This window comes from Georgenia sp. H159 (assembly GCF_035607575.1).
Classification (GTDB): domain Bacteria; phylum Actinomycetota; class Actinomycetes; order Actinomycetales; family Actinomycetaceae; genus Oceanitalea.
On record NZ_JAYDZY010000014.1, the window covers coordinates 48,281 to 63,796 of the forward strand.

Sequence of the window (15,516 nt, forward strand, 5' to 3'; positions counted from 1 at the left end):
GCCGTCGTCGCCGACCTCCAGCAGCCCGACGACGGCGTCGCGGAGGCCGCCCGCCTGGCGGGGGAGGCCGGGGCGCTGCTCGTTCTCGACGTCGGGATGCAGGGTCGCGGCACCGGTGGCACCCTCGATCTCCCGGGAGTGGCCCCGGGACGTCCCGAAGGAGAAGCACCACGGTGAAGAACGTCCTCATGTCGGCACCCGCCACCATCTCGGCCGCGCTGCCCTTCTCCGCGCGCGGAGAGCTGAGCGCGGCGCTGCTGGACGTGCTGGTGGGCGGGGCGTCGCCGGACGTGCTCGTCGGCCTCGCCGAGGCGGCCGTCGCCCGCGCGAGCGACGCCGTCCGAGACGACGACATCCAGCTCGGTCTCTTCCTCCTCTACGCCCAGCACTACGGCACCCTGGAGGAGCTCGACCCGGACCTCGAGTGGTGCCCCGAGCTCATCCGTGTGCGCGGTCAGCTCGAGGCGGCCTTCGAGGCGGCGCTGCGCGCGCAGGTCGAGGTGCCGGCAACCCCCGAGCCGCGCGTCGGCGCCGTCGCCGACGCACTCTTCGCGCTGACCGCCGAGCCGGGCGGCCCCTCGCTGGCGAAATTCGTCGCGAAGAAGGCCACCTACGAGCAGATCGTCGAGATGCTCGTCCAGCGGAGCATCTACACGCTGCGCGAGGCCGACCCGCACACGTGGGCCATCCCGCGGCTCACCGGGCGCGCCAAGGCCGCGCTCGTGGAGATCCAGTCCGACGAGTACGGCGGCGGCCGGACCGAGCGGGTCCACCAGCACATCTTCGCCGCGACGCTGCGCAGCATGGGGCTGAGCGACGAGTACGGCACGTACGTCGACAACGTCCCGGCCATCACCCTCGCCTCCTTCAACCTGATGTCGATGTTCGGCCTCAACCGACGCTTCCTCGGGGCGATCGTCGGGCACCTCGCCGCGTACGAGATGACGGCGTCGATCCCGTGCCGGCTCTACGCGGACGGCATGCGCCGGCACGGCATCCCGCCGGAGATCACCTACTACTTCGACGAGCACGTCGAGGCCGACGCGGTCCACGAGCAGATCGCCGCCCGGGACCTCGCCGGGGCGCTCGCCGAGGACCGCCCGGAGCTGACCCGGGACGTCATGTTCGGCGCCGCCGCGTGCCTCACCGTCGACGGCGCGATGGGCGATCACATCCTGCGGTCGTGGAAGGCGGGGGCCTCCTCGCTGGTCCGCCCGCTCGTCGACGTCGTGGCCTGAGGAGGACGCCATGGAGCGGCACGAGGACGCGACCATCACGGCCTACCCCAACGGCCCGCTGATCGTGCGCGGTGACGTCACCATCCTGGACGCCGACGGGCGGCCGTTGCCGCGCCACCGGCGTACCCAGGCCCTGTGCCGGTGCGGCGCCTCGACGATCAAGCCGCTGTGCGACGGCAGCCACAAGCTCGTGGGCTTCTGCACCGAGGAGCCGACGGACTGACCTGCCGGCAGCGGTCGGCGTCCGTCGGCAACGTGCGGCAACGGCTGCCCGGCGCGTGGGTCGGGCGGTAGCGTCACGGTCATGAGCACCGCACCCGCCGACCTGCCCGACTCCGTCACGCTCGCCGAAGGGGAGGGCGGGCTGCCCGTGGTGCGGGTGGCGACCGCCGTCGCCACGGGCGAGGTATATCTCCAGGGCGCCCACGTCACCGCGTGGACCCCAGCGGGGAACGATCCCGTCATCTGGATGAGCGGGTCCTCGGTGTTCGCCGACGGGCAGGCAATCCGCGGTGGCGTCCCGATCTGCTTCCCGTGGTTCGGGCCCGGCCGGGAGCCCGACCTCGCGCCGCCGGCCCACGGGTTCGCGCGGCTGGCGGCGTGGCGGCTGGTCTCCGCAGCGGACGACGACGGCGTGGTGACCGTGACCCTTCGGCTCACCGACGCCGACGCGGCGGCCGTCCCTGCGGCAGCGAAGTGGCCGCACCCGTTCACCGCGACCTACACGGTGACGTTCGGACGGGAGCTCTCGGTCGCGCTCGCCGTCGAGAACACCGGCGGCGCCGAGATCTCCTTCGAGGAGGCGCTGCACACCTACCTCGCCGTCTCCGACGTGCGGACGACGACGGTCCAGGGCCTGGACGGGGCGACGTACCTCGACAAGGCTGCCTCGGCCGGCCCGGAGCTCGTCACCCAGCAGGGTGACGTCACCTTCGCCTGGGAGACCGACCGCGTGTACGCCAGTGCCGGGACCGCCGTCGTCGTCGACGACGGCGCCTCCCGGGCGATCGGCATCGAGAAGGAGGGCTCGGCGAACACCGTCGTGTGGAACCCGTGGGTGGACAAGGCCGCGGCGATGCCGGACTACGGTGACGACGAGTGGCCGACGATGGTCTGCGTCGAGACGGCGAACGCCCTCGATGACGCCGTCGTCCTGGCGCCGGGTGAGCGCCACACGATGACGGCGCGCTACACCGTCACCCGCTAGCGGGACCGGCCGGGGTTCTTGCGCGCGATCGCCGTCGAGAGGACCGTCGCGAAACCGCACCACGCGGCGTAGGGCGCGAGTGCGATCCCGGCGGCGCGGTTGGCGCCGGCAGTCCGGCGGACGAGGTCCGCGGAGCTCACGGTGAGGACCGCGCACTCGGCTGCGGCCAGCCAGGGTTGCCTGCTGCGCCAGAAGAGCCAGCTCCACGCCCCGTTGAGCGCGAGGTTGACCGCGAGCGCACGGCGGTAGGCGGCGTGCTCGGAGGGGCTGGCGGCCTCGGTCGCGTCGAGGGTGACCGCCGAGGTGACAGCGATGTCGGCGTAGAGGGCGGTCCACACGAGGGGGAACGCCGCGGCCGGCGGCTGGAAGCTCGGCTTGCGCAGCGTCCGGTACCAGAGGCTGTCCGGCGTGGTCGCGAGTGCACCGACGACCGCGGTGCCCGCGGCAGCGGCGGTGGTCCTGAGCAGTGTCGGACAGTGCATGCGGTCCAGCCTGGCGGTCACGGGCCCGGTGCGCACGCGTGAGTGACCGATCCTCGGTGCCCGACTCCCCCAGGGCACCTCCTGGTGGCAGACGTCAGTCTGACTCGTCTGCCGAGTCATCCTGACGTCTACGCGCGACGTCTCCCTCTGCCCTCCAGTCCCATCCCGAGCCGAGTCCGCGGGGCGGGACCTCGAGGGAACGGAAGGGAAAGCGCGGGCCTTCACCCGGGAGATAGGGGCGCGGCCTCCTACCGAACCGCGTGCCGTCCGGGTGCCGGAAGCCCTCCGCGGTCCACGTCGGTTGCGGGCCGCACTCGCCGGTCCCGAGGAACTCGTGCAGTGTCCACCACAACGGACTCAGTCCGCCGGGCGGGACCTGCCTGACGTCCCGGTGCGCAGGGAAGCGACGGCCGGCGCGGTCGCGCGCCGGGGGATCCGTGACGCTCCAGCGGGTGACGAGCGCACCGTCCGCGTCCACGACGCCGAGCGTGTGACCGGTCGCAGCCAGCAGGCGGCTGATCGTGCCGAGCGAGCGCACATCTCCGCTGACCGCTCGAGGCGGGCGACGGTCGGCTGCGTGACGCGCACTTCCTCGGCAAAGGCACGCTGGCTCAAACCTCGTTCCCGGCGGTACGCACGCAGCACCAGGCCCACCTGATCGCTGAACGGGACCGGATCTGACCTGTCGGGGACCGGGTCGCGCTCCATGCGTCCGACGATGCTCACCCTCGGCGGTGCCTGCATCGACGGGACCCGCATCTGTGGACGGAGCCCCGGTAGCCCCAGGACTGTGGGTGACCTCCGCCGCGCGGTGCGCGCAGGCCGCGTCGGGTAGAACTGCAGCATGCGCCTCTACGCGGACCGCCCGGCCCGGCGAGCTCGCCAGGTGCTCGCCGACCTGTTCGCGCTGGGCTGGCTCGCCCTGTGCACCGCGGCCGGCCGGGCGGTTCACGAGCTGCTCGGCGCCGTCGCTGCACCGCTGAGGCGAGTGAGCGAGGTGGGTCGCGACGTCGACACGTCGATGTCCGAGGCCGCGGGGACGGCGTCGGATGTGCCCGTTGTCGGGGACCGGCTGGGTGTCCCGTTCCTCGACGTCGCTGCCGCCGGCCGGCGGCTGCGGGAGGCAGGGGACGAGGGCGCCGCGCTCGTCGACTCGCTGGCCGTCACGCTGGGCGTCCTGACCTCGGTCGTCCTCGGCCTGCTCGTGCTCGTCCCCTGGCTCGCGGCGCGGGTGATGTTCGCCCGCCACGCCACCATCGCGCGGCACCTCGCGGACAGCCCGGGCGGCCGTGACCTGCTCGCCCTGCGCGCTCTCGTGAACCAGCCGGTGACCCGCCTGAGCGCGGAGGTGCCCGACCCGGTGGCTGCGTGGCGCGCCGGAGACCCCGAGACCTCCCGTCGCCTCGCCGCGCTCGAGCTGGCCCGCTTGGGCCTGCGCGCCTGAGGGCACCCGCGCCCGGCGGGGCCGTCCCCGGCGGTCGCTGTGGAGGTCCGGCTGTCAGTGCGGCTGGACCTCGAGGAGCTCGGCGAGAAGCACGCGGAACTCGTCCGGGGCCTCGATGTGCGGGCTGTGGCCGATGCCGGGCAGCTCGACCTCACGGTAGGTCGCGCCCGCAGCGGCGAACCGGTCGAGCACCGCGCGCATCTGGCCGACCATCGGCTGTGGCGGGTAGACGTCCGCGCCCGGCCAGCCGGGAACTGCGCCAAGGGCGCCGAGCTGGCCGAAGTCCAGCGACGAGGTGTCCGACACGATCGCGTCGAGGCTGCCGCGCACCCACAGCACCGGGCCCACCTCGGGCACCCCCGCGAACGCCGAGACGTCGAAGTACTTCGGGGACAGGGCGTTGTTGATCCCGCTCGTCCCCGGCGCCACGGCCGGCCAGTTGTCGCTCGGCACCGTGTCACCGGGGTAGTTCGCCGGCCCGATCCGCGTGGAGAGCACCGACTCCAGCAGCAGCTCCTCGTCCAGCAGCTGCGAGCCCGGGGCGACGTACAGCGAGCGGAACACGTTGAGCGGCGAGTGGGGGTGGTCCGCCGAGCGGTCCCCGGCGGCGATGGCGGCGGAGAAGGCCGGGTTGGCGGTGCCGCCCCCGGACCCGGCGAAGTCCGGCCAGGTCGGGGTGCCGTCGACGTCGCGGGTGCCGCCGAAGCCGTAGGGCGACGCGGGCGCCTCGAGCAGCACCTGCGCGACCCGGTCAGGGTGGTCTATGGCCAGCTGCATGACCACGCCCGCGCCTGCCGAGTGCCCGACGAACGCCGCCCGCTCGACGCCGAGCTCGTCGAGGAGCGACACGACGTCGTCGGACATGTCCCGCAGGCCGCGCGTCGCGTCGAGGGGCAACACCTCGGTGTCGCCGTAGCCCCGCATGTCCGGCGCGACGCCCCGCCAGCCCGGTGGCAGCTCGTCCAGGAGGCGGTGGAAGAACGCCGAGGACGAGCAGTTGCCATGGACGAGCACCACGGTGCCGCGAGGTGCGGTGGCGAGGTCCGTCTCCCGCACGTGGACTCGCAGACGGGAGGTCTGGACGTCGCGCTCGGTCACGGGCATCGCGGGCTCCTTGGGTGAGGGGACGGTCGAGCGACGGGAAGGGCGTGGTGGACACAATCCCGCTGTCGGCGCGGGTGGCGGCTGGGTGGGGTTACGGGGCCTCGAGGAGGAGGGCCTCGCCCTGGCCTCCCCCGCCGCACAGGCCGACGGCGGAGCGGGTGGCGTCGCCCGCCGCGAGGCGGTGGGCCGCGTGCACGGCGAGGCGCGCACCGGACGCACCGATGGGGTGACCGATCGCGATGCCGCCGCCGTGCGGGTTGATCGACTCGGCGGGGACGCCGAGCCGCTTGGCGGAGGCGGCGACGACCGCGCCGAACGCCTCGTTGACCTCGACGTGGTCGAGGTCGGCCACGCGCCAGCCCTGCCGCTCGAGTGCCCGCTCGATCGCGGCTGCGGGCTGCTCGTGCAGCGAGGTGTCCGGCCCGGCGACCTGGCCGGAGGCGCGGACGACCGCGAGCACCGGCCACCCCTCCTGGTCCGCCCGCTGCCGGGTGGTGAGCACGAGCGCGGCAGCGCCGTCGGACAGCGGCGAGGCGTTGCCCGCGGTGATGTCGCCGTCGGGACTGAAGGCCGGCCGCAGGCCGGCGAGCGTCTCGACCGTGGTCTCGGGCCGGATGCCCTCGTCTCGGTCGACCACGCTCTCCCCGCGGCGGGAGCGCACGGTGAGGGGCACGACCTCGGCGGCGAACACGCCGGCCTCCCACGCCGCGGCGGCACGCTGGTGGGAGTGGGCGGCGACCGTGTCCTGCTCCTCGCGGGTGGTGGGGAACTGCTCGCGGCGTCGGTCGGTGGCCAGGCCCATCGACTCGCGGTCGAAGGGGTCGGTGAGACCGTCGTGGGCGGCGTGGTCGACGGCCGTGACGTCGCCGTAGGTCCAGCCGCGCCGTGAGCCACCGAGCAGGTGCGGCGCCTGGGTCATCGACTCCATGCCACCGGCGACGACGACACCCGCCTCCCCGAGACGGATGAGGCGTGCGGCGTCGATGACGGCGGTGAGGCCGGACAGGCAGATCTTGTTGACCGTGGTGGCGTGGGCACGCCAGCCGATCCCGGCGGCGACGGCGGCCTGGCGGGCCGGCCCCTGCCCGGCGCCGGCCTGGAGCACTTGTCCCATGATCACCGCGTCCACGGCGCCGGCCGGGACGCCGGACCGCTCGAGCGCCCCCCGGATGGCGTGCGCTCCCAGCTCGGTGGCCGCGAGGGTGGCGAGCTGCCCGCCCAGCTTGCCCTGCGCCGTGCGGGCGGCACCGACGATGACGACGTCGTCGGTGCTCATGCCGTCACCTCCACGAGGCCGGCCGCGGCGGTCAGCGGAGGCTCGGTGGCCGCGACGACCTCCTCGGCGCTCACCCCCGGCGCGGTCTCGACGAGGACGAGACCGTCGTCGGTGACGTCGATGACGGCGAGGTCGGTGATGATCCGGTCGACCACCCCGCGGCCGGTGAGCGGCAGCGAGCACTCGTGGACGATCTTGGGTGCGCCGTCGCGGGCGGTGTGGGCCATGAGGACGATGAGGCGGCGCGCGCCGTGGACGAGGTCCATCGCCCCGCCGGGCCCCTTGACCATCTTGCCGGGGATCATCCAGTTGGCCAGGTCCCCGCACTCGGAGACCTGCATCGCCCCGAGGATCGCGACGTCGATCTTCCCGCCGCGGATCATCCCGAAGCTCATCGCCGAGTCGAAGAACGCGGCCCCGGGCAGGGTGGTCACGGTCTCCTTGCCGGCGTTGATGAGGTCGGGGTCGACCGCGTCCTCGGTGGGGTAGGGGCCCACCCCGAGGATCCCGTTCTCCGACTGCAGCACGAGGTCGCTGCCGGCCGGGACGTAGTTGGGCACCAGGGTGGGCAGCCCGATGCCGAGGTTGACGTAGGCGCCGTCGGGCAGCTCGCGCGCCGCGCGGGCGGCCATCTGCTCTCGCGTCAGGGCCATCTCAGCTCACTCCCTCGGCGCGCACGGTGCGCCGCTCGATCCGCTTCTCGAAGTCCGACCCGACGTGGACGAGCCGGTGGACGTAGATGCCGGGCAGGTGGACCTCGTCCGGGTCGAGCTGCCCCGGCTCGACGAGCTCCTCGACCTGGGCGATGCACGTGCGCCCCGCCATCGCGGCCAGTGGGCTGAAGTTGCGCGCCGACTTGTTGAACACGAGGTTGCCGTGCCGGTCGCCGCGCAGGGCGTGGACGAGCGCGAAGTCGGTGGTGATCGCCTCCTCGAGGACGAACTCCCGCTCCTCACCGTCGACGGTGAAGGTGCGCACCTCCTTGGGTGCCGACGCCGTGACGACCGAGCCGTCGGGGCCGTAGCGCTGAGGCAGGCCGCCCTCGGCGACCTGCGTGCCGACGCCGGTGGTCGTGTAGAACGCCGCGATGCCCGACCCGCCGGCGCGCAGCTTCTCCGCGAGCGTGCCCTGCGGGGTCAGCTCCACCTCCAGCGTGCCGGTGAGGTACTGGCGCTCGAAGTCCTTGTTCTCCCCGACGTAGGAGGCGGTGATCCGCGCGAGCCGGCCGGCGCCGAGCAGGAGGCCCAGCCCGTAGTCCTCCACGCCGCAGTTGTTCGACACGACCCGCAGGCCGGTCGCGCCCTGGGCGAGGAGTGCCTCGATGAGCCCGACCGGGTTGCCGCACAGCCCGAAGCCACCGACGGCGAGGGACGCCCCGTCGGGGACGTCGGCCACCGCCTCGGCGGCCGAGGCCACCACCTTGTCCAGTCCTCGTCGGGGGGCGGACGTCATCGTCGTCGTCATGGTCGGACTCCTTCCGGGGTCGGGGAGAGCTGGGCCGCCACGAGCCGCGCACCGTGCGGGCTCATGACGACCGTGTAGTGGTTGAGGTCCCCGGCCCACGTCGTCGTCAACGTCGGAAGGCGATTCTCCCACCGGGTGACGTGGTCGCGGGAGTAGAGCGGGGCGTCGTCGAGCAGGCCGCGCGGGGCGTGGACGAAGCGGGTCGGCACGGTCAGGGACTCCAGCGCCGGGATGACGCTGCTCCCCGTGGCGAGCTCCCGCTGGTCCTCGGTCACCGCCTCGATCCGCGACGAGGAGCGCCACCCCGCGCCGTCGGGCTCGAGGTCGTAGTCGAAGTACGGACCGAGCTCGGCGACCAGCCGCGGGCCGAACGCCGGGTGGTCCGCCCAGAACGCCCGGTAGGCGGCGTGGTCCGGGAAGGTCATCGACAGCCGGCGGACGGCTGGCCCCAGCACCGCCTCCATGAGGGCGTCGGGGTCCACGCCGCGCGGCAGGTCGATGGGCAGGCCGCCGTCGACGAGCACCAGCTCGTCGACGATCGCGGGGTGCCGGTGGGCGAGCACGACGGAGGCGAAGGCGCCCATCGAGTGCCCGACGACGGCGGCCCGCTCGGTCCCGAGCGCGGACAGCAGGGCGGCGAGGTCGTCGGCGTGCCGGGCCATGCCGTACGGGCCACCGAGCCCGTTGGAGCGTCCGCGGCCGCGCAGGTCCGGGGCGACGACCCGCACCCCCGGCAGGGCGGCGGGGAGGTAGGTCCAGCTCTGGTGCGTGGCCGTGATCCCGTGGACCGCCAGGACGGTGCGCATCACCGGCCCGTCCGGGTCCCAGACCCCCGCGTGAAGGGTGCCGCCGTCGACCGCGACGCCGACCTCCCGATAGCTGTGGGTGCTCATCGCGCGTGCCACCCCCCGTCCAGGACGTAGGAGGAGCCGGTCGCCATGCCGGAGTCGGGGCCCGTGAGCCACGCGACCAGTGAGCCCACCTCGTCCGGCTCGACCAACCGCTTCACCGACTGCTGGGTGAGCAGCACCTTCTCCAGCACCTCGTCCTCACTGATGCCGTGCGCGCGCGCCTGGTCGGTGATCTGCCGCTCGACGAGCGCGGTGCGCACGTAGCCGGGGTTGACGCACACGCTCGTCACGCCCCGGGCCGCGCCCTCGAGCGCCGTCACCTTGCTCAGCCCCTCGAGGGCGTGTTTGGCGGTGACGTAGGCGCTCTTGTACGGGGACGCGACGAGACCGTGGACCGAGGAGATGTTGACGACCCGCCCCCACCCGCCGTCGTACATGTGCGGGAGGGCGGCCCGGATGAGCAGGAACGGTGCCTCGACCATGATCCGCTGGATGCGCCGGAAGTCGTCCGGCGCGAAGTCCTCGATCGGTGAGACGACCTGGATCCCGGCGTTGTTGACGAGGATGTCGGCCTGGAGCCGCAGGTCCTCGAGCGCGGCGGTGTCGGACAGGTCGACCACCCACGCCTCGCCGCCGACCTCCTCGGCGACGACGCGGGCGGCGTCCCCGTCCCTGTCGGCGACGACGACGTCGGCCCCGCGAGCCGCCAGGGCCCGGACGCACGCGGCGCCGATCCCGCCGGCCCCACCGGTGACGACGGCTCGGCGGCCGCTCAGGTGCTGCTCGCTCATCGGTCCTCCAGGTCGGGGTACAGGGCGCGCTCGATGAGGCGCATCGTCGCGTCGAAGACGTGCTCGGGAAGCTCGCGCGGCCCGCCGGCCTCCTCGGTCCACGTCACCCACCGCATGCCGACGAGCTCGCCGATCCCCATGAGCGCCCAGGCGGCGACCTCGGGGTCGAGGTCGGCGGCGACCTCGCCGCGCTGCTGGGCCGCGGTGAGGCCGGCGACGTAGCCGCGGGCGATGGTCTCGTAGTGGACGTGCAGCACGTCGGGGGCGACGAACTCGGCCTGCCGCATGATCCGGTAGAGCGCCGGGTTCTGGGCGGTGAAGCGGAAGAACGCGCGGAAGCCGGCCCGCTCGGCGGAGAGCCGGTCCGGCTCCGCGGCGGACGCCTCGTGCATCGCCCGGCGGACGCGGGTGTTGAGGTCGCGGACGACCTCCTCGAAGATCCCCTGCTTGGAGGAGAAGTAGAGGTAGAACGTGCCCTGGGCGACGTCCGCCGCCTCGGTGATCTTGACGATCGAGGCCTCGTGGTAGCCGTGCTCGGCGAAGACCTCGGTGGCGCCCACGAGGATCCGCTCGCGGGTGCGGGAGCCTCGGGCGGTACGCGGGGGCGCGCTCATCGGATCTCCTCGTGCTGGGGGCGGAGCGCCGCGCGGCGCACCTTGTGCAGCGCGGTGCGGGGAAGCTCGGTGACGAAGGCGACCGACCGCGGCACCTTGAACGTGGCCAGGTGGGCACGGCAGTGGTCGAGCAGCTCCTCGTCGGTGGGCGGGCGCCGCGGGTCGGCGGGGACGACGACGGCGCGGCCCACCTCCCCCCAGCGCTCGTCCGGGACGCCGACGACGGCGACGTCGCCGACGGCGGGGTGCCGGCGCAGCACGTCCTCCACCTGGGCGGGGGAGACGTTCTCGCCGCCCGAGATGTACATGTTCGACAGGCGGTCGACGATCCGGAAGTAGCCGTCGGCGTCGCGCGTGGCGAGGTCGCCGGTGCGCAACCACCCGCCGTCCCGGGCGGCGGCCGTCGCGCCGTCGTCGGCGAAGTACCCGGCGAAGACGGCGGGGCCGCGGACGAGCAGCTCCCCGGTGCCCGGCCCCTCGACCCGCCGGCCGGTGGCCGGGTCGGCGAGCTCGACCTCGACGTGGGGGTAGGGCTTGCCGACGGAGCCGAGGTGGTCGAAGGCGTCCTCGGGCGGCAGGAGCAGGACGTTGGGGGCCGCCTCGGTGAGGCCGTAGCCCTGGATGACGCGCACCCCGCGGCCGTGCCACGTGCGCAGCAGCCGCTCGGGCATCGGTGCGCCGCCGACGATCATGTGCGTGAGCCCACTGAGGTCCGCCGTCGCGAAGCCGGGGAGCTCGGCGAGCTGCTGGTAGTGGGAGGGGACACCCATCATCGTCGTCACCCGGTGGCGCGCGAGCAGCTCGAGGACCGCCGCGGCGTCGAAGGTGGGCTCGAGCACCACGGTGGCGCCGCGCCACCAGGCGAGCAGCGGCTGGACGTTCCACCCGCCGACGTGGTGCTGCGGCAGCACGCTGAGGACGACGTCCTCGGTGGTCATCCCGGCCGCCCCGGACAGGGAGAGGTTCGTCCAGAAGCAGTTCGCGTGCGTGAGGACGACGCCGCGCGGGCGGCTCGCGCTGCCGGAGGTGTAGATGAGCAGCAGGGGGTCCTCGTCCTGGGGCGGCCGGTCGGGGCCGGGGTGCGACCCGGCGGCGGGGACCGCTCGCTCCATGCCGTCCCGCCCCAGGTGGACGACCGGTGCGGGTGGGTGCGCCGCGGCGACGTCGTCGGCGAGCTCCGGGGCGACGGCGACGAGCGCGGGGCGGCAGTGGGTGAGCTGGTAGGCCAGCTCCTCGGTGCTCAGCCGCCACGACAGCGGCGCGAGGACCAGGCCGGCCTTCGCGCAGGCGAAGAGGAGGACGACGTGCGCGGTGCTGTTGCGGGTGAGGGTGGCGATCCGGTCGCCCGGCCGGTAGCCGGCGGCCCGCAGCCGCTGGGCCAGCACCGCGGCGCGGGCGTCGAGCTCCGCGTAGGTGGTGCGGGTGCCGCGCTCGTCGATGGCCACCTTCGTGGGGGTGAGCCGCGCGTGGTCGGCCGTCCACCTCCCGAGCGTGTGGCCGCCGGGCTCGGGCGTGGTCACGCGACCTCCTCCGTGCGGCGGCGCTCGCGGGCCCGACGGTCGGCTGCCCCGCTACCCCGGACGAGCCGGGTGGCGCCGCGGCGCAGGCCGCCGGCGATCCCGCCCGGCAGGAAGAGCACGACGAGGATGAACAGCACGCCGAGGATGAACGCCGGCTCACTCAGCGGGACCCGCAGCACCGTGGGCAGGGAGTCGACGGCGTCGGACGACGCCAGCACGGAGAGCCGCTGGTTGAGCAGGGTGAAGGTGACCGCACCGACGACGGCGCCCCAGCGTGAGCCCACCCCGCCGAGCACCACCATGATGAGGATCTCGATGGTGAAGTCCGCCGCGGAGATCGTCGGCACCGCCTGGGACTGGAGCAGCAGGTAGGCCATGCCGACGATCCCGGCCAGCGCACCGGCGATGACGAACGTGAGGAGGCGGATGAGGTAGGGCGGCTGGCCCAGCACCCGCACCCGCAGCTCGTTCTCGCGGGTCGCCTCGACGACGTGCCCGGCACGCGACCGCTGCACCCAGGTGACGACGACGTAGACGACGACGAGCACGGCGAGCGAGAGCCAGTACATGTTGCGGGTGTTGACCACGCCGACGAGGGCGTCGGGCACGCTCGCCGTGGCGAGACCGATGCCCTCCTCGCCGCCGGTGTAGCCACCGAGGTTGCGGCGCGCGACGACGTTCCCGGCCTGCGCGAAGGCGAGGGTCACCATGGCGAAGGACACCCCGGACACCCGCAGGGAGACGGCCCCGACGACGTGTGCCAGCGCGATGACGCCGACCAGCACGAGGGCACCGGCCGCGAGCAGGGGCATGTCGGTGCGCTGGAGGACGATGGCCAGGCCGTAGGCGCCGGCCGCGAAGTACAGCGCGTGCCCGAAGCTCAGCATCCCGGCGACGCCGTAGACCAGGTGGTAGGTCAGCGCCACGGCCGCGAAGAGCATGCACAGCGCGATGAGGTGCATCGTCCCGGGTGTCCACGTGGCGCCGGGCAGGATGCCGGGCACGCGGAGGTCGAGCAGGGGCAGCACCGCGACGACGACGACCGCGACGAGCCCCACGACCAGGGGCGCGCGGCCGGGGCGGGAGGCAGGTGCCGGTCCCGCCGCGGGGGCGGGGGCCGGACGGCGCAGGGTCCCGGTGGTCATGCCGCTCTCCTTCCCATGAGTCCGGTCGGTCGGAGCAGCAGGACGACGGCGAGGGCGAGCACCGCGATGAGGTCACCGACCCCCACGAGGTAGTAGTTCGCGAGCTGCTGGGGCACCGCCACGACCACGGCCGCCACGGCGGCACCGCCGAGGGAGCCGAGCCCGCCGATGACGGTGACGATGAAGGCGAAGATGAGCAGCGTCTGGCCCATGTGCGCCGATACGTAGCCGAAGTACTGGGAGGCCAGCACGCCGCCGAGGCCGGCGGCGGCACCACCGATCGCGAAGACGAGGGTGAAGGACCGGCGCACGTCGATCCCCAGGGCGGTGACCATGGAGCGGTTCTCCACCCCGGCGCGGATGATGAGGCCGTAGCGGGTGTAACGCAGGAACAGCACGAGCCCGAGGAGGAGCAGCGCGGCGGCCGCGACCGTGACGAAGACGGTGTTGGGGACGCGCGCGCCGAGGATCGAGGTGGTGCCCGTCATCCAGCCCGGGCCCGAGATGAACACGGCGTCGGTGCCCCACACGCCCTCGAAGAGGGCGACGCCGACGAGGCCCAGGCCCACCGTGATGAGCACCTGCTCGATGTGGCGGTTGTACAGCGGCCGGATGAGGAACAGCTCGGTGAGGGCCGCGATGACCGCACCGGCGGCCGCGCCGGCGAGGAGGGCGAGGAGGAAGCCGCTCCACGTGCTGGCGTCCATCCGGCGGGCGACCTCCCAGCCGACGAACGCGCCGAGGGACAGGAAGACGCCGTGGGCGAAGTTGAGGACGTGCATGAGCCCGTAGATGAGCGACAGGCCGGAGGCGATGAGGAAGTACAGGGCACCCAGGCCCAGGCCGGTGGCCAGCAGGAGGACGACGGTGCTCACGGGGCCACCTCCGCGCGCGGCTCGGTCCCGACGCCGAGCAGCCGGTGGACGGCCTCCTCGTCGGCGAGCAGCTCCCGCGCCTTGCCCGTGTGGACGACCGTCCCGGCGTCGATGACGACGACATCGTCGGCGAGGCGCTCGATGACGGGCAGGTTCTGCTCGACGAGGAGGATCGGCACGGTGCGCGCCGCCTCCTCCAGGGCGGTGGCGACCTCGTTGACGATCCGCGGGGCCAGGCCCTTGGTGGGCTCGTCGACGAGCAGGAGCTTGTTGTCGTTGATGAGGACGCGGGCGAGGGACAGCATCTGCTGCTGGCCGCCGGAGAGCGTCCCGGCCTTCTGGTTGGCGCGGCCGACGAGGTCGGGGAAGAGCTCCTCGACGAGCTCGCGCCGCTCCGTGCCGCCCCGCACAGCGAGGCGCAGGTTCTCCGCGACGGTGAGCCCGCCGAAGACCTCCCGGTCCTCCGGCACGTACCCGATCCCGCGCTGGACGATGCGGTGGGTGTGCTCGTGGTCGATCCGGTGGCCCTCGAACGTCACCGTCCCGGACCGGTTGATGAGGCCCATGACGGCCTTGAGGGTGGAGGTCTTGCCCACCCCGTTGCGGCCGAGGACGGCCGTCACGCCGGTGCCGGGCACCGTGAGGGAGACGTCCTCCACCACCTGCTGACCGCCGATGCTCGCCGAGAGGTGCTCGACGACGAGGAGCGCGCTCATGCCGCCGTCCCCAGGTAGGCGCTCTGCACGGTGGGGTCGGCCATGATCGCCTCCGGGGCGTCGAGCGCGAGGATCGTGCCCTGGTGGAGCACCGCCACCCGCTCGACGAGGTCCATGACCACGTCGATGTGGTGCTCGACCATGAGGACGGTGCACCGGTGCTCGCGGTGCATACGGCGGATGACTTCCGACAGTCCGGGGACGTCGGCGCGGGAGACGCCCGCCATGGGCTCGTCGAGGAGGATGACGCTCGGGTTCATCGCGAGCAGCACGGCGATCTCCAGCTTGCGCTTGTCGCCGTGGCTGAGGCCACCGGCGAGCACATCGGTCCGGTCGGCGAGACCGACCTCGGCCACGTGCTCCCGGGCGGTCGTCGTCGCCCGGTCGTCCGGACGCGGGAAGCGGAGCACCGAGAGGTTCCCGCCGAGCTCGCGCTGTGCGGCGAGCCGGACGTTCTCCAGGACGCTCAGCCCGGGGAAGAGGTTGGAGGTCTGGAAGGTGCGGCCCAGGCCCGCCCGCGCCCGCTGGTGGATGCTGTGACGGGTGATGTCCGCGCCGTCGAGCAGGACCCTGCCGGCCGTGGGGCGGTGGATGCCGGAGATCATGTTGAACAGGGTCGTCTTGCCGGCGCCGTTGGGCCCGATCACCCCGATCATCTCGCCCGAGGGGACCTCGAGGGTGACGTCGTCGAGGATCGTGATGCCGCCGACGGCGAAGCCCAGGGACTCGACGCGGAGTGCCGCGGAGGGGGAGGACATGGTGGCTCTCTCTGCTCGACGGTGCCGGCCC

General features: G+C 73.5%; 18 protein-coding genes. 4 read left to right on the plus strand and 14 right to left on the minus strand.

Annotated elements, in window-relative coordinates; genetic code table 11:
• Positions 1-188 precede the first annotated feature (188 nt).
• From VR894_RS16670 to VR894_RS16680, 3 genes are all read left to right on the plus strand, one after another.
• On the plus strand, positions 189-1,238 hold the full coding sequence (locus VR894_RS16670) for an iron-containing redox enzyme family protein (RefSeq protein WP_416380864.1): 1,050 nt from the start codon (positions 189-191) through the stop codon (positions 1,236-1,238).
• A gap of 10 nt (positions 1,239-1,248) precedes the next feature.
• Entirely contained in the window at positions 1,249-1,461 is a 213-nt protein-coding gene (locus VR894_RS16675) for a CDGSH iron-sulfur domain-containing protein (protein ID WP_324653352.1), read from the plus strand.
• An 81-nt stretch (positions 1,462-1,542) separates the two neighbouring features.
• Positions 1,543-2,445, plus strand: coding sequence for a D-hexose-6-phosphate mutarotase (locus tag VR894_RS16680; protein ID WP_324653354.1), 903 nt, complete (start codon positions 1,543-1,545; stop codon positions 2,443-2,445).
• Here the strand turns inward: VR894_RS16680 and VR894_RS16685 are convergent.
• Together VR894_RS16685 and VR894_RS19145 are read right to left on the minus strand one after the other, a co-directional pair.
• Complete coding sequence (locus VR894_RS16685; RefSeq protein ID WP_324653355.1) at positions 2,442-2,927, minus strand: TspO/MBR family protein; 486 nt, start codon at positions 2,925-2,927, stop codon at positions 2,442-2,444. The two genes, VR894_RS16680 and VR894_RS16685, sit on opposite strands and share 4 nt — an antisense overlap.
• A 357-nt stretch (positions 2,928-3,284) precedes the next feature.
• Entirely contained in the window at positions 3,285-3,773 is a 489-nt protein-coding gene (locus VR894_RS19145) for a helix-turn-helix transcriptional regulator (protein WP_416380863.1), read from the minus strand.
• Here VR894_RS19145 and VR894_RS16690 point away from each other — a divergent pair.
• Complete coding sequence (locus tag VR894_RS16690) at positions 3,772-4,371, plus strand: hypothetical protein (RefSeq protein ID WP_324653357.1); 600 nt, start codon at positions 3,772-3,774, stop codon at positions 4,369-4,371. The genes VR894_RS19145 and VR894_RS16690 overlap by 2 nt on opposite strands.
• 54 nt (positions 4,372-4,425) lie before the next feature.
• On the opposite strand, the gene VR894_RS16695 is transcribed toward VR894_RS16690, so the two are convergent.
• The 12 genes from VR894_RS16695 to VR894_RS16750 all read right to left on the minus strand — a co-directional run bounded on the left by VR894_RS16695 (position 4,426) and on the right by VR894_RS16750 (position 15,485).
• Positions 4,426-5,475 (minus strand): alpha/beta hydrolase, encoded by a 1,050-nt coding sequence (locus VR894_RS16695; protein ID WP_324653358.1) that lies wholly within the window; start codon positions 5,473-5,475, stop codon positions 4,426-4,428.
• 91 nt (positions 5,476-5,566) lie between these two features.
• Positions 5,567-6,751 (minus strand): acetyl-CoA C-acyltransferase, encoded by a 1,185-nt coding sequence (locus tag VR894_RS16700; protein ID WP_324653360.1) that lies wholly within the window; start codon positions 6,749-6,751, stop codon positions 5,567-5,569.
• Positions 6,748-7,404, minus strand: coding sequence for a CoA transferase subunit B (locus VR894_RS16705; protein WP_324653361.1), 657 nt, complete (start codon positions 7,402-7,404; stop codon positions 6,748-6,750). The genes VR894_RS16700 and VR894_RS16705 overlap by 4 nt, the downstream gene beginning before the upstream one ends.
• A 1-nt stretch (position 7,405) precedes the next feature.
• A complete protein-coding gene (locus VR894_RS16710; RefSeq protein WP_324653363.1) occupies positions 7,406-8,215 on the minus strand; it encodes a CoA transferase subunit A in 810 nt (269 codons plus the stop codon).
• Positions 8,212-9,108 (minus strand): alpha/beta hydrolase, encoded by an 897-nt coding sequence (locus VR894_RS16715; RefSeq protein ID WP_324653364.1) that lies wholly within the window; start codon positions 9,106-9,108, stop codon positions 8,212-8,214. Before VR894_RS16715 ends, VR894_RS16710 begins: the two co-directional genes overlap by 4 nt.
• The gene (locus tag VR894_RS16720) at positions 9,105-9,857 is read right to left on the minus strand and encodes a 3-hydroxybutyrate dehydrogenase (RefSeq protein WP_324653365.1); all 753 of its coding nucleotides are present in this window, start codon (positions 9,855-9,857) and stop codon (positions 9,105-9,107) included. Before VR894_RS16720 ends, VR894_RS16715 begins: the two co-directional genes overlap by 4 nt.
• The gene (locus VR894_RS16725) at positions 9,854-10,471 is read right to left on the minus strand and encodes a TetR/AcrR family transcriptional regulator (protein WP_324653367.1); all 618 of its coding nucleotides are present in this window, start codon (positions 10,469-10,471) and stop codon (positions 9,854-9,856) included. Before VR894_RS16725 ends, VR894_RS16720 begins: the two co-directional genes overlap by 4 nt.
• Positions 10,468-11,991 carry a class I adenylate-forming enzyme family protein gene (locus VR894_RS16730; RefSeq protein WP_324653369.1) on the minus strand — a complete coding sequence of 508 codons (1,524 nt, stop codon included), beginning with the start codon at positions 11,989-11,991 and terminating at the stop codon, positions 10,468-10,470. The genes VR894_RS16725 and VR894_RS16730 overlap by 4 nt, the downstream gene beginning before the upstream one ends.
• Positions 11,988-13,136, minus strand: coding sequence for a branched-chain amino acid ABC transporter permease (locus VR894_RS16735; RefSeq protein WP_324653371.1), 1,149 nt, complete (start codon positions 13,134-13,136; stop codon positions 11,988-11,990). The genes VR894_RS16730 and VR894_RS16735 overlap by 4 nt, the downstream gene beginning before the upstream one ends.
• On the minus strand, positions 13,133-14,011 hold the full coding sequence (locus VR894_RS16740) for a branched-chain amino acid ABC transporter permease (protein ID WP_324653373.1): 879 nt from the start codon (positions 14,009-14,011) through the stop codon (positions 13,133-13,135). The genes VR894_RS16735 and VR894_RS16740 overlap by 4 nt, the downstream gene beginning before the upstream one ends.
• Entirely contained in the window at positions 14,008-14,727 is a 720-nt protein-coding gene (locus VR894_RS16745; protein WP_324653375.1) for an ABC transporter ATP-binding protein, read from the minus strand. The genes VR894_RS16740 and VR894_RS16745 overlap by 4 nt, the downstream gene beginning before the upstream one ends.
• Positions 14,724-15,485, minus strand: coding sequence for an ABC transporter ATP-binding protein (locus VR894_RS16750; protein WP_324653377.1), 762 nt, complete (start codon positions 15,483-15,485; stop codon positions 14,724-14,726). The genes VR894_RS16745 and VR894_RS16750 overlap by 4 nt, the downstream gene beginning before the upstream one ends.
• Positions 15,486-15,516: the final 31 nt, after the last annotated feature.

What these genes read in the sequence shown, in the direction of transcription:
- VR894_RS16700 (WP_324653360.1), bottom strand. Translation starts at nt 6,751, where the DNA reads ATGAGCACCGACGACGTCGTCATCGTCGGTGCCGCCCGCACGGCGCAG.
- VR894_RS19145 (WP_416380863.1), bottom strand. Translation starts at nt 3,773, where the DNA reads ATGCTGCAGTTCTACCCGACGCGGCCTGCGCGCACCGCGCGGCGGAGG.
- VR894_RS16720 (WP_324653365.1), bottom strand. Translation starts at nt 9,857, where the DNA reads ATGAGCGAGCAGCACCTGAGCGGCCGCCGAGCCGTCGTCACCGGTGGG.
- VR894_RS16725 (WP_324653367.1), bottom strand. Translation starts at nt 10,471, where the DNA reads ATGAGCGCGCCCCCGCGTACCGCCCGAGGCTCCCGCACCCGCGAGCGG.
- VR894_RS16675 (WP_324653352.1), top strand. Translation starts at nt 1,249, where the DNA reads ATGGAGCGGCACGAGGACGCGACCATCACGGCCTACCCCAACGGCCCG.
- VR894_RS16735 (WP_324653371.1), bottom strand. Translation starts at nt 13,136, where the DNA reads ATGACCACCGGGACCCTGCGCCGTCCGGCCCCCGCCCCCGCGGCGGGA.
- VR894_RS16705 (WP_324653361.1), bottom strand. Translation starts at nt 7,404, where the DNA reads ATGGCCCTGACGCGAGAGCAGATGGCCGCCCGCGCGGCGCGCGAGCTG.
- VR894_RS16695 (WP_324653358.1), bottom strand. Translation starts at nt 5,475, where the DNA reads ATGCCCGTGACCGAGCGCGACGTCCAGACCTCCCGTCTGCGAGTCCAC.
- VR894_RS16680 (WP_324653354.1), top strand. Translation starts at nt 1,543, where the DNA reads ATGAGCACCGCACCCGCCGACCTGCCCGACTCCGTCACGCTCGCCGAA.
- VR894_RS16745 (WP_324653375.1), bottom strand. Translation starts at nt 14,727, where the DNA reads ATGAGCGCGCTCCTCGTCGTCGAGCACCTCTCGGCGAGCATCGGCGGT.
- VR894_RS16710 (WP_324653363.1), bottom strand. Translation starts at nt 8,215, where the DNA reads ATGACGACGACGATGACGTCCGCCCCCCGACGAGGACTGGACAAGGTG.
- VR894_RS16670 (WP_416380864.1), top strand. Translation starts at nt 189, where the DNA reads ATGTCGGCACCCGCCACCATCTCGGCCGCGCTGCCCTTCTCCGCGCGC.
- VR894_RS16690 (WP_324653357.1), top strand. Translation starts at nt 3,772, where the DNA reads ATGCGCCTCTACGCGGACCGCCCGGCCCGGCGAGCTCGCCAGGTGCTC.
- VR894_RS16685 (WP_324653355.1), bottom strand. Translation starts at nt 2,927, where the DNA reads ATGCACTGTCCGACACTGCTCAGGACCACCGCCGCTGCCGCGGGCACC.
- VR894_RS16750 (WP_324653377.1), bottom strand. Translation starts at nt 15,485, where the DNA reads ATGTCCTCCCCCTCCGCGGCACTCCGCGTCGAGTCCCTGGGCTTCGCC.
- VR894_RS16715 (WP_324653364.1), bottom strand. Translation starts at nt 9,108, where the DNA reads ATGAGCACCCACAGCTATCGGGAGGTCGGCGTCGCGGTCGACGGCGGC.